The sequence below is a fragment of the Actinoplanes sp. NPDC049599 genome, from assembly GCF_044465625.1.
GTDB lineage: Bacteria > Actinomycetota > Actinomycetes > Mycobacteriales > Micromonosporaceae > Actinoplanes.
Map to the genome: position 1 here is coordinate 159181 of NZ_JBITLX010000008.1, position 12337 is coordinate 171517.

The following is a 12337-nucleotide window of genomic DNA, read 5'->3' on the forward strand; positions in this document are numbered from 1 at the left end:
CCGTGACCGTGCTCGAAACCGCGATCAACCCGCGCAACCCGGCCTACCTGCAGAGCCGCAGCGCGATGCTGGAACGGCTGGCCGAGCTCGAGACGGCGCTGGAGGCGGCCCGCGCGGGCGGCGGCGAGAAGTGGGTGACCCGGCATCACGCCCGGGGCAAGCTGCTGCCCCGGGAACGGGTCGAGATGCTGCTCGACCAGGACAGCCCGTTCCTCGAGCTGTCCCCGGTCGCGGCCTGGGGCTCGGAGTTCCCGATCGGCGCCAGCGTGGTGACCGGCATCGGTGTCGTCGAGGGCGTCGAGTGCGTGGTCATCGCCAACGACCCCACGGTCGACGGGGGCGCGGTCAACCCGTACACGGTGGAGAAGATCCGCCGGGCCGCCCGGATCGCCTCGGTCAACCGCCTGCCGCTGATCAATCTTGTGGAGTCGACCGGCGCGGCCGCCCCGGCGGGCCCGCCGCCGGGCGGGGCGATCGCCCGCGACCTGAGCCAGCTCACCGCCGACCGGGTGCCGACGGTCTGCGTGGTGTTCGGGGCGACGACCGGCGACGCCGCCTACCTGCCCGCGCTCAGCGACTACACGATCATGGTGCGCGGGCACGCCAAGATGCTCACCATCCACCCGCAGCCGGTCCGCGCGGCCGGGGCCAACGGCCGGCCCGCGCCCGAGGTCCGCAGCGCGCCGACCGTGCCCGCCGGGGTGACCGGCCCGGCCGATCAGCTCGCCGAGGACGAACGGGACGGGCTGCGGCTGGCCCGGCAGTGCGTCCGCCGGTTCAACTGGCGCAAGCGCGGCCCGGGGCCGCGCTGCTGTCCGCCGAACCCGCCCAAGTACGACGCCGAGGACCTGCTGAGCATGGCCGGCGCCGACCCGGCGACGGTCTTCGAGCCGCTCGAGGTGCTGGCCCGGATCCTCGACGGCAGCGACTTCGACGAGTTCAAGCCGACCCAGGGCACCGCGCTGGTGACCGGCTGGGGCGAGCTGCACGGCTATCCGGTCGGGGTGCTGGCGAACCTGGGCGGGGCGTTCTCGCCGGCCGAGACGCAGAAGGCCGTGCACTTCATCCAGCTCGCCAACGCGACAGCCACCTCGCTGCTGTTCGTGCAGTACACCGGCGTGCCGGCCGCCGAGGCCCACGAGGCCGCGGACGTGCGGCACGGCGCCCCGCTGGTGCACGCCGTCGCCAAGTCGACCGTGCCGCACCTGACCCTGATGATCGGTGCCCGGCCCGCCGAGGAGGCGGGCGGCATCTACGGCCGCGCCTACGAGCCGCGGTTCCTGTTCAGCTGGCCGGTGGAGCGTCCCGCGGAGGGTTCATCCCCGCTCGGGAAGCTGCCGGACGACGGCGTCATCGATCCGCGCGACACCCGTACGGTGCTCGGCCTCTGCTTGTCCGCCGTGCACAGCGCGGCTGTCGAGGGCGCCGAACACGACGGCGTCTTCCGACCCTGAAGTCCCTGAAAGGTAGACCAGTGATCCGACGTCTTCTGGTGGCCAACCGCGGCGAGATCGCCCGCCGGGTCTTCGCCACCTGCCGCCTGGTCGGCATCGAGACGGTCGCCGTCTACTCCGATGCCGACGCGGACGCCCCGCACGTCACCGAGGCCGACTACGCCGTTCATCTGTCCGGCGGCACCGCGGAGTCGACGTACCTGCGGGGCGACCTGATCATCGCGGCGGCCAAGCGGGCGGGCGTGAACGCCATCCATCCGGGTGACGGCCGGCTGGCCGAGGACCCCGAGTTCGCCGCCGAGGTCGCGGACGCCGGGATGATCTGGGTGGGCCCGCCCGCCAAGACGCTGGGCGCCGTCCAGAACAAGATCGAGACCAAGGCGATGGTGGCCGAGGCCGGGGTGCCGGTGCTGCCGACGCTGACCGACCCCGAGCAGGTCACCGACTTCCCGGTGCTGATCAAGCCGGCCGGCGGCCACGGCGGTCAGGGCATGCGGGTGGTCCGCGACCCGGTCACGCTGGCCGAGGCGGTGGCCTCGACCCGGCAGGAGACCGGCGGAGCGGTCTTCTGCGAGCCGTTCGTGGAGAACGTGCGGCATATCGAGGTGCCGATCATCGCGGACGCCCACGGGGCTGTGGTGCCGTTCGGCGAGCGGGAATGCTCGGTGCAGCGGCGGTACCAGAAGATCATCGAGGAGACGCCGTCCCCGGCGGTCGACCCGGCGCTGCGCGAGGAGCTGTGCCGGGCCGCGATCATCGCGGTCCGCGCGATCGGCTTCGTCGGCGCCGGCGCGGTCGAGTTCCTGCTGGACGCCGACGGCGACTTCTGGTTCCTCGAGCTGACGCCCACCCTGCAGGTGGAGCACGCGGTCACCGAGTGCGTGTCGGGTTACGACCTGGTCCGGCTGCAACTGCTGGTGGCCGAGGGCGGCGGCCTGCCGATGCCCGGCCCGCCGCCGATCCGCGGGCACGCCATCGAGGTGCGCATCTGCGCCGAGGACCCCGCGTACGCCTGGCTGCCCGCCTCCGGCACCCTGCACCGCTTCGCCGTCCCCGACGTGGCCGGCTCGTTCCGCCCGCTGCCCCAGCCCGGCCTGCGCCTGGACGCCGGGGTGATGGACGGCACCGTGGTCGGCGTGCACCACGACTCCACGCTGGCGAAGCTCGTCGCCTGGGCGCCCACCCGGCAGGAGGCCGCGCGGATGCTCGCCTCGGCGCTGACCCGGACCCAGCTGCACGGCGTCGTGTCCAACCGCGACCTGCTGGTACGCGTACTCCGGCACCAGGCCTTCCGGGTCGGCGACGTGGACACCGGCTTCCTGGACCGGCACCCGGAGGTCTTCGCGCCGCTGCTGTCGTCCGTGGACGCCGTCCGCATCTCCTGCCTGGCCGCCGCGCTGGCCGGGGCCGCGGCCCGGCGGGCCACCGCCCCCGTGCTCCAGTCCCTGCCCTCCGGCTGGCGCAACGTCCCCTCCGGCTCGCAGACCGCGGTGTACGACGGCCCGGCCGGCCCGGTTGAGGTCGGCTACCGGATGAACCGGCACGGCGAGCTGGCCGGCTGGTGGGTCCGCGCGGTGGACCCGGAGGAGCTGGACCTGGCGGGCCTCGGTCAGGCCCCGACGCTCGACGACCACCCGCCCACGGTGGTGGTGCACGCCGACGGCGGCCGGGTCGACCTGGACGTCAACGGCATCCGGCTGAGCCTCAAGGTGCACCGGGTCGGCGACATCTCCTACGTGGACAGCCCGGAGGGGTCGGTGACGCTGCGTGAGCTGTCCCGCTTCCCGCTGCCCGCCCCGGAGACCACCGAGGGCTCGCTGATCGCCCCGTTGCCGGGCGCGGTCCGCCGGGTGCTGGTGGTGCCGGGCCAGCGGGTCAGGGCCGGTGAGCTGCTGCTGACGCTGGAGGCGATGAAGCTGGAGCACCCGGTGCACGCGCCCTCGGCGGGCGTGGTGGCGTCGCTGCCGGTGCAGCCCGGCGCGGAGGTCGACACCGGCGAGCTGCTGGCGGTGCTGGACCCGGAGTAACCGTCAGCCGCGGGCCAGCACCGGCCCGCGCAGCCGGTCCAGGCCCTGCCCGGCCAGGCAGCGGAAGGTCCGGTCGGCGCTGGTCGGCGGCAGCACCGACAGCGCCCACTCGGTGCCGTCGGTGCGGGTCGTCATCCGGCGGAAGGTGGCCGTGCTGCACACCTTGCGGACGATCGGGTCGGTGGTGACCGCGTCCCGGTCGCGCGGCTCCACACCGGACGGCAGCCGGCCGACCGCGAAGACCTCCCAGCTGTGCGGCCGGGTGCAGGCGACCTTGCGGGCGACCCGGCCGCCGTCGGCCCGCCGGGTGTAGCACTCGAGCTGGGCGGGGCAGTGCGCGTCGGTGGCCGCGCAGCCGGGCAGCCGGGAGAGCGCGACCGGCATGGCGGAGGCCGTCGGCGCGGCCAGCCGGGAGGCCAGCGAGCGCACCTTCGGACCCTGCGAGGAGGCCAGCCAGGCGCCGCCCAGCGAGGTCGCGAGCAGCATGAGCACGCCGAAGCCGCCGAACAGCCACTTGCGCTTGGCGCGCTTGCGGCCCTCGGTGTGCACGGTCGGGGTCTCGTCCGCGGCGTGCACCTCGCGGGTCGCCGACACCGGCGGGACCGGTCGCGGGTCCGGCGTCGTCGGGCGCGGGCCGGGCGGCTGGAAGGTGGACGCGCGGTAGATCGTCGGCGGCGCCTGCTGGCCGCCCGGTCCCACGTGCAGGCCGGTGAGCATCTCGCGCAGCTGCTCCGCGGTGGGCCGGGCGCGCGGGTCGTTCGCCATGCCGTACCGGAGGATCTCGGTGAGCGCGCGGGGCACCCCGGGCAGGTCCGGGATCGGCTGGTGGAACAGGTCCATCAGGGTGATCAGGCTGGGGCTGCGGTCGGACTCCCAGCGCGGCGGGCGGCCCCGCATCACCGCGTAGAGGGTGGCGCAGAGCGCGTACACGTCGACGGCGCCGGACGGCTCGGCGTGCGAGAACATCTCCGGCGGGGCGTACGCGGGGGTGAGCACCTCGAGGGTGACCGACGAGTCGCGCATCTCGCCGAGCACGGCCAGCCCGAAGTCGGCGAGCACCGCCGGGTTGAAGTGTGAGTACAGGATGTTGGCGGGCTTGACGTCGCGGTGCAGCACCCCGTTGGCGTGCGAGTGCACCAGCGCGTCCGCGATCTTCACGCCCAGGTCGCGGGTCTCGACGGCGTTGAGCGGGGAGACCCGCATCCGGTCGAGGTAGGAACCGTCGCAGAGCTCCATGATCAGGTACGGGTGCTGGTCGACCGTCACCCCGACGTCGAAGAGGTCGACCACGTGCGGGTGCGACGACATCCGCCCGGCCGCCTTCGCCTCGCGCAGGAATCTCGCCTGGTCGCGGGCGTTGTCCAGGGTCCTGTTCTCGACCTTGATGGCCACGTCACGGCCGACGGAATCCTGGGTGGCACGGTAGACGGTGGCGTACCCACCTCGGGCCATGACCGACAAGCCGGACATGCCAGGCACATACGGCGCGGGGAGGCGGCCGGGTGGGGTGTGGGTCACGGGATAGAAAATACGCGACCGGTGGCCGGCTTCATCCCGGCACGTCAGACGCGTACGCGACAGATTCCGGCGGCTCCACGATGGAATGTGCCAGGGCGTCCCGAAGTTCCTCCGCCGCGACCCGCTCGCTGAGCTGTTCCGAGGAGTACGCGAGCAGCACCGCCTCGTCCGCGGCGACCCGGGCCAGCTCCAGCGAACCGGCCGCCGCGTTCACCCGGGCGAGGACCATCGCGGCGATCACGCCGCTGCGGACATCCTCGGCCGGCACCTCCCGGGCGCGCCGGATCCAGGTCGCCGCCGCCTCCACGTGACCGTCGGCCAGCAGCGCGGACGCGTACGAGGCGAGCGCGTGCCGGCGGGAGAAGAGCAGAGAGCCACCGGTGTCGCTGGCGATCGGCGCGAGCAGCCCGACCGCCGTGGCCGCGTCGCCCGCCCGCAGCCGCGCCTCGGCGAGCAGCACCCGCGGTCCGACCTGGGCCGGGGCCAGCGGATTGTGCGGCTCGACCGCGGTCATCACCCGGCGGGCGTCCGCCTCGGCCGCCTCCACGTCACCGCGTTGCAGGGCGACGAACCCGCGCAGCGTGCCGGCCATGCCGAGCAGCAGCGGGTGGCCGGTGCGGTCGGCGTACTCCAGCGCGTCGGTGAGCAGGTCCTCGGCGTGCTCGGGCTCGTTCAGGCCACGGGCGATGGCGCCCCGGACGACCAGCGCCAGCCCGCGCCCCCAGTCGTCGGAGACCGCCGCGAAGTCCCGGTATGCCCGCCGCGCCTCGCCGTCCGCCTCGGCCAGGTCACCGAGCTCGGCCGCCGCGTACGCCTCGACCGCCCGCAGCGTGCCCACCGCCCAGCCCTCGCCGACCCGGTCGCCGAAGGGCAGGAAGATCCGGGCCAGCCGGCGGGACTCGTGCAGCCGGCCGGCCAGCAGCCGGGCGAATGCCGTGGTGCCGCGCAGCCAGGACCGGCCCACCGGGTCGCCCAGCTCGGCGAAGAGCCGCGCGGCCCGGCCGAGCACGGCGTCCGTGCCGGCGAAGTCACCGCGCGTGGTGGTCACCCAGGCCAGGTTCTGCAGCGCCCAGGCCTGCCCGTGCCGGTCCCCCGCGGCGAGCGTGACCTGGTACGCGGCCGCGAACCGGCTGCTCGCCTGGCTGAGCTTGCCGGCCAGGAAGTCCGCCATGCCCAGCCGGCGCATCGCGTTGGCGCGTTCCGGGGCCAGCTCGGCCTCGGTGGCGACGTCCAGCGCCTGCTGCCAGGCCGCGACCGCCTCCGCCGTGGCGCCCAGCGCCTCCTGCGCCCGGCCGACCACCAGCAGCGCCTCGGCCCGGCACACCGGCTCGTCGTCGGCGCTCTCGGCGATCTTCTCGCCGTAGGTCAGCGCCTCGGTGGCCCGGCCCAGGCGCAGCAACGCCCGGGCGTGCACGAGCTGGTCGGAGAGCGGCAGGCCGTCCTTGGCCAGGTTGGCGGCGCGTTCCGCGTACTGGATCGAGGCGGCCGGCTCGATGTTGGCCAGCGCCCGCCGGGCCATCCGGCTCAGCGCGGCGATGCCCAGCGGCGCCACGTCGCGGGCCGTCGCGTCGGGACGCAGCCGGACCGCGTCGGCCAGCTCGACCGCGCACTCGGCGTGGGTCGCGACGAACGCGTCCCGCTCGTGCTCGCCGAGGCTGAGCCGGCTGGCGCCGTCGTAGCCCAGCGCCGTCACGGTCTCGGGCGCGGCCCAGCGGGCCAGGTACGCGTGCCGGTCGGCGAGGTCGGCCTTGCCCAGCCCGGCGTACGCGGCCTCGCGCATCAGCGGGGTGCTGAACGCGTACCCGCCGCGGACCCGGTGCAGCATGCGACGTTGCAGCAGCTCGTCGACGGCCCGTTCGAGCTCGACGGCGGCCACCGCGCCCGGGCGGGCATCGGCGGGCGCCCGGCGCTCGCGGAGCGCCTCGATGACCCCGGTCGGCACGGTGTCGCCGACCACGGCCGCGTCCCGCAGCACCGAGCGCGGCTCGGTCGGCAGCGCGTCGATGCGGGCGGCGAGCACCGCGGCGAGGTCTCGGGAGAGCAGCTGGCTGCCCAGCGACCCGGCGGCCAGCTGCCACTTGCCGGCGGCGTTGGCGCCGACGGCCGGCATCAGCGCCCCGCGCTCCATCAGCAGCGTGACCAGCTCGGCCAGGTAGAACGGGTTGCCCTGGGCGGTGGCCAGCAGCCGGTCGGCGTCGGCCTGCGGCAGCTTGCCGCCGTTGAGATAGGAGGTGAGCAGCCGGGACGCGTCCGCGCCGCGCAGCGGCGGCAGCGAGTGGATCTCGGCGTCGGCCAGCCGGGTCAGCGCGCCCGCGGTCCGGACCAGTTCCGGGCGGCCGAGCAGCATCAGGATGACCGGGCCCTCCAGCCGGGAGAGCACCGCGCCGAGCGCGTCGATCGTCTCGGCGGTGGCGTCGTGCAGGTCGTCGACGATCACGACCAGCGGCGCCTCCCGGGCCAGCGCGCTGAGCAGCCCCGCGACCGCGATCGGGATGGTCTCGGTCTCGGCGCGGGCGCCGCCGGTGGGCTGGTACTCCGCGACCGCGGCCGGCCCGACCGGGTTGGCCGGGGCCTCGCCGTAGCCGAGCAGCGCGAGCAGCCGGTCCAGGTTCAGATCCGGCGCACCGCCGTCGCGGCTGAGCCGGGCGACGAGCTTGCGCAGCCGTTCCTCGACCACCGTCCGGTTCATCGTCGCGGCCACGTCCTTGGGCAGGCCGACGGACTTGCGGACCAGGTCGGCCAGCGGGGCGAAGCGGCGGCGCTCGCCGAACGCGCGGCACCGGGCCCGCAGCACCCGGGCGCCGGTGTGGGTGGCGAACCGGCCCGCGCCGACGTCGTAGCCGGCGGCCAGTCGCTTGACCTCGCCGGCGAACCGGGTCTTGCCGATGCCGGCCTCGGCGGTCATCACCATCACCCGGGGCGTGCCCGAGTCGATGACCTCGGCCAGCCGGCCGGCGACCCGGCCCAGCTCGGTCTCCCGGCCCACGAACGGGGCCTCGTCGCCGAGACCCGAGCGGGTGCCCGGGGCGTCGTGCAGGCCGAGCAGCTCGTACGCCGGCACCGGCTCGCGCTTGCCCTTGAGCCGCAGCGCCCGCAGCTGCCGCCAGGAGGCGACGTGCCGGGTGCCCGCGGAGGTTCGGGTGCCCGCGTAGACCGCGCCCACGGCGGCGGCGTCGGCCAGCCGGGCGGCGGTGTTCACCGTGTCGCCGATGACCGTGTACTCGATCGAGGCCTGGATGCCCGCGACCACCTCGCCGGTGTTCAGCCCGACCCGCAGGCCCAGCGGCGCCCCGCCGCCGCGCTCGTCGTCCAGCACCCGGCGGACGGCCCGCTGCATGCTCAGGGCGGCCCGGACCGCGCGTTCGGCGTCGTCCTCGTGCGCGACCGGCGCGCCGAAGACGGCCATGATGCCGTCGCCGGTGAGCTTGTCGACGTGCCCGCCGAAGGTCTTGACGGCGCCGGCCAGGGCGGCCAGCACCCGGTCGGTGACCGCGCCGACCCGTTCCGGGTCGAGGTCCTCCGACCAGGAGGTGAAATCGGAGAGGTCACCGAAGAGCACGGTGACGATGCGCCGCTCCGCCGCCGGCAGCGTCGCCGCTGCGGGCAGGGCGGCACCGCAATTGTGGCAGAAACGGGCACCGGGCACGGCGACGGTTCCACACACAGGACAGGTCACAGGGGGTCCAACTGTTCCGGGGCGGGCTGTGATTCCCGCCTCAGGTACTCGAGTTGCGCCCGGGCCGACCAAACGGCGGCGAAACGGACGTCAGGTGCGATGTCCGGGTACACGGCTTCGACAATCGTCTCCGCGGAGTCGGCCCCGGCGGCCAGCGCGGCCCGGACCTGGGCGAGCCGGTCCTGGCGGTGGGTGAGATAGGCATGGGCGACCGCGGCGCAGTCGGAACGTGCCGGGCCGTGCCCGGGCAACATCAAGACCCGCTCGTACGCCGTCAGCAACCGCAGACTCGCCAGGTACGCCCCGAGGTCACCGTCCGGCCAGGCCACCACTGTCGTGCCCCGCCCCAGCACGGTGTCGCCGGTGAACACGACCCGCTCGCCGGCGCATTCAGCCAGGAAGCAGACCGAGTCGGCGGTGTGCCCGGGGGTGTCCAGTACCTGGATCTTCAGGCCGCCGTCGGCAGGCTGGTCCCGGCGCAGCGGCCGGCCGTGCTGCGGATCGGCGGCCAGCACGGGTGTGCCGCCGAGGATCTCGGAGAGCCGCGCGGCGCCCTCGACGTGGTCATGATGACCGTGAGTGATGAGGATGGAGCGGAACGGTCCGTGTTCGGCGATCCGGCCGAGATGTTCCTCGTCCAGCGGGCCGGGATCGATGACAACCGTGTGCTCCGCACCGGGCGCGCGCAGCACCCAGGTGTTGGTGCCGTCCAGCGTCATCGGACCGGGGTTGGGCGCACGCAGCAGCGTCACCCAGCTCGGCAACTCCACGACCTCGGCGGCCCCCATGCACCGAATCGTACGTCGCGCGGTGCCGGCCGCGCGGGGACCGGATGTGCGATCCGGTCACCGGCGGTCACGGCACCACGGCAAAACCACACACGGTGAGCGGGCTCAAGCGATCTCGGCGATGACCTCGACCTCGACCGGGGCGCCCAGCGGCAGTTCCGAGACCCCGACGGCGCTGCGCGCGTGCCGCCCAATCTCGCCCAGCACGTCACCGAAGAGGTTCGAGGCGCCGTTGACCACGGCGGGCTGGCCGGTGAAGCCCTCCGCCGAGGCCACGAAGCCGGTCAGCTTGACGATCTTCACGAGCCGGCCCAGGCCGACCAGCGCGTCGATCGCGGCCAGCGCGTTCAGCGCGCAGTAGCGGGCCAGCTCCGTGCCCTGCTCCACGGTCACGTCCGCGCCGACCTTGCCGACGTACGGCAGCTTGCCGTCGACCATCGGCAGCTGGCCCGAGACGTAGACGTAGTTGCCGGACTGCACGGCCGGCACGTAGGAGGCCAGCGGCGGCACCACCGACGGCAGCGTCAGCCCCAGCTCGGCCAGGCGCGCGTACGCGTCGGCGCCGCCCGCACCCGTCACCGGCGTGGTCACGACTTCGCCCGCTTCATGTACGCGATGAGCTGCTCGGAGTTCGGCCCCGGTACGACCTGCACCAGCTCCCAGCCGTCCTCGCCCCAGTTGTCGAGGATCTGCTTGGTCGCGTGGACCAGCAGCGGCACGGTCACGTACTCCCACTTCTGCATTGCTCGTCCAGCTCCCCATCGCTCGGTCGGAGTCGCCCGGGCGGCTGCCCGCTGACTTCGGCGACAGCCTAGTCAGGCGGCCGGAGCTGCCTCGCGGCTGTCCGGATTTCGTTACGCTGGGCACCCGGGGCGGTGCGGCCCCGGACTCCGCCGGCCGAGGGGGCACGATGACGCAACCGCCGAACGGCGAGGCGACCCGTACCTCATCGATCGCCGCCGCCGAGGCGCCGGAGTCGGACTTCATCAACGCCCCGCCCCCGGCCGAGCTGCCCGAGTGGCCGCCGGTCGGCGCGTATCCGGGCGAGCCGGGCCACCCGGCCGACCCCGACCCCACCTTCGACGCCGACGCCACGACCACGTTCGACGCCGACGCCACCGCCATCTTCGCGCCGAGGAGTGACGACACCGAGGTCATCGAGGGTGTGCCGGTGTGGCGCCAGCCGCCGCCGTCCGAGCCGTTCCACGCCCGGCACGAGAAGCCCGGCGAGTGGCGCACCGAGCCGCCGGAGCACCTCGCCCTGGAGCACTCGCCGCCCGCCGAGGTGCAGCCCGGCGTGCAGCACGACCTGCCGACCGAGGCGATCCCGCTGAGCATGCTGCCGCACTCGTGGGAGGTGCCGTTCGACCCGCACTCCACCGAGACGGCGGTGCTCGGGCCGCCGACGAAGCACAAGCGCCCGTTCTGGGTCGCGGCCGCGCTGGTCCTCACCCTGCTGATCTTCGGCGGCGGCACGCTCTCGGCCTACCTGCTGCTGCGCGACGCCGAGAGCGGCAAGGGCGCGCCCGACCCGGCCACCGCGGTCAACCGGTTCATGACCGCGGTCTACACCCAGCAGGACCCGGCCGCGGCCGGGGAGGCGGTCTGCCGCGAGGCCCGCGACGAGGAGCAGCTCAAGGCCCGGGTCGACCAGATCAAGGGGTACGCGAACGAGTACGACGCGCCCTCCTTCCGCTGGAACGACCCGGCCGTCTCGGGGCAGACCGACGAGCGGGCCACGGTCGGCGTGCAGCTCACCATGACCACCGACGACGAGAAGACCGCCCAGCAGCAGCTGACCTTCACGGTGATCCGCAAGACCGGCTGGCTCGTGTGCGACGTGACCGGCTGACCGGAGGCCGTACGCTCGATCCTGTGGCTAGCAACGAGTGGCCGGCGCGCCTGCACGTCGTGACCGGCAAGGGTGGCACGGGCAAGTCCACCGTGGCGGCGGCGCTCGCCCTCGCGCTGGCGGCGGGCGGGCACCGGACGCTGCTCGTCGAGGTCGAGGGGCGCCAGGGCATCGCCCAGCTGTTCGGCACCGAGCCGCTGCCGTACGCCGAACGCCGGATCGCGACCCCGATCCGGGGCGACGGCGAGGTCCGGGCGCTGGCGGTGGACGCCGAGGAAGCCCTGCTGGAATACCTCGAGATGTTCTACCGGCTGGGTGCGGCCGGCCGCGCGCTGCGCAAGATCGGTGCGATCGACTTCGCCACCACCATCGCCCCCGGGCTGCGAGACGTCCTGCTCACCGGCAAGGTGAAGGAGGCGACCACGCGCGCGTCGGAGGGCAAGCGGGTCTACGACGCGGTCGTGCTGGACGCGCCGCCGACCGGCCGGATCGGGCGCTTCCTCAACGTCACCGCGGAGACCGCCAAGCTGGCCAAGATGGGCCCGATCAAGACCCAGAGCGACGGGGTGGCCTCACTGCTGCGCTCCCCGATGACCTCGGTGCACGTCGTCACGCTGCTGGAGGAGATGCCGGTGCAGGAGAGCCTGGACGCCATCGGCGAGCTGACCACGCTGGGTATCCCGGTGGGCCGGATCATCATCAACGGCGCCCGGCCGCCGCTGCTGGCCGCCGGCAAGGTCACCAAGGTCGAGCTCAAGCGCGGCCTGGCCGCGGCCGGCCTGCCCACCGACCCGGCCACGGTGAACGGCCTGCACGCCGAGGCCAGGGCCCACCTGACCCGGCGGGAGCTGGAGGAATCGCTGCGCGCCGAGCTGGCCGAGCTGGGCCGGCCGATGCTGGAGCTGCCGCTGCTGCCCGACGGGGTGGACCTCGACGGCCTGCACGAGCTGGCCGCGCAGCTGCTGAGTGTCTGACCCGCCACACGCGGCAGCGCTCCGCGCCGCGCCGGGAGCTACGAGTCA

9 protein-coding genes are annotated in these 12337 nt (G+C 74.3%); 4 read left to right on the forward strand and 5 right to left on the reverse strand.

Annotated elements, in window-relative coordinates; translation table 11 throughout:
* Positions 1–2 precede the first annotated feature (2 nt).
* Both ACIBQZ_RS17370 and ACIBQZ_RS17375 read left to right on the forward strand, forming a co-directional pair.
* Complete coding sequence (locus ACIBQZ_RS17370) at positions 3–1454, forward strand: carboxyl transferase domain-containing protein (protein ID WP_396089646.1); 1452 nt, start codon at positions 3–5, stop codon at positions 1452–1454.
* Between the two features lie 20 nt (positions 1455–1474).
* Positions 1475–3481, forward strand: coding sequence for a biotin carboxylase N-terminal domain-containing protein (locus ACIBQZ_RS17375; RefSeq protein WP_396089647.1), 2007 nt, complete (start codon positions 1475–1477; stop codon positions 3479–3481).
* A gap of 3 nt (positions 3482–3484) precedes the next feature.
* On the opposite strand, the gene ACIBQZ_RS17380 is transcribed toward ACIBQZ_RS17375, so the two are convergent.
* From ACIBQZ_RS17380 to ACIBQZ_RS17400, 5 genes are all read right to left on the reverse strand, one after another.
* A complete protein-coding gene (locus ACIBQZ_RS17380; RefSeq protein ID WP_396089648.1) occupies positions 3485–4951 on the reverse strand; it encodes a serine/threonine-protein kinase in 1467 nt (488 codons plus the stop codon).
* Between the two features lie 79 nt (positions 4952–5030).
* On the reverse strand, positions 5031–8675 hold the full coding sequence (locus ACIBQZ_RS17385) for an adenylate/guanylate cyclase domain-containing protein (RefSeq protein ID WP_396089650.1): 3645 nt from the start codon (positions 8673–8675) through the stop codon (positions 5031–5033).
* Complete coding sequence (locus ACIBQZ_RS17390) at positions 8672–9463, reverse strand: MBL fold metallo-hydrolase (RefSeq protein WP_396089651.1); 792 nt, start codon at positions 9461–9463, stop codon at positions 8672–8674. The genes ACIBQZ_RS17385 and ACIBQZ_RS17390 overlap by 4 nt, the downstream gene beginning before the upstream one ends.
* A 105-nt stretch (positions 9464–9568) precedes the next feature.
* A complete protein-coding gene (locus ACIBQZ_RS17395) occupies positions 9569–10054 on the reverse strand; it encodes a RidA family protein (RefSeq protein WP_396089652.1) in 486 nt (161 codons plus the stop codon).
* Positions 10051–10206: a DUF4177 domain-containing protein gene (locus ACIBQZ_RS17400; protein WP_396089653.1), complete on the reverse strand. Its 156-nt coding sequence runs from the start codon at positions 10204–10206 to the stop codon at positions 10051–10053. Before ACIBQZ_RS17400 ends, ACIBQZ_RS17395 begins: the two co-directional genes overlap by 4 nt.
* Positions 10207–10373: 167 nt before the next feature.
* Between ACIBQZ_RS17400 and ACIBQZ_RS17405 the strand changes: the two genes are divergently transcribed.
* Positions 10374–11315, forward strand: a complete 942-nt coding sequence (locus ACIBQZ_RS17405) for a hypothetical protein (RefSeq protein WP_396089654.1) — start codon at positions 10374–10376, stop codon at positions 11313–11315.
* A 23-nt stretch (positions 11316–11338) separates the two neighbouring features.
* On the forward strand, positions 11339–12289 hold the full coding sequence (locus tag ACIBQZ_RS17410) for an ArsA family ATPase (RefSeq protein WP_396089655.1): 951 nt from the start codon (positions 11339–11341) through the stop codon (positions 12287–12289).
* Positions 12290–12337 lie beyond the last annotated feature (48 nt).

Coding starts and splice junctions, on each gene's coding strand:
- ACIBQZ_RS17380 (WP_396089648.1), bottom strand. CDS start 4,951: ATGTCCGGCTTGTCGGTCATGGCCCGAGGTGGGTACGCCACCGTCTAC.
- ACIBQZ_RS17400 (WP_396089653.1), bottom strand. CDS start 10,206: ATGCAGAAGTGGGAGTACGTGACCGTGCCGCTGCTGGTCCACGCGACC.
- ACIBQZ_RS17390 (WP_396089651.1), bottom strand. CDS start 9,463: ATGGGGGCCGCCGAGGTCGTGGAGTTGCCGAGCTGGGTGACGCTGCTG.
- ACIBQZ_RS17405 (WP_396089654.1), top strand. CDS start 10,374: ATGACGCAACCGCCGAACGGCGAGGCGACCCGTACCTCATCGATCGCC.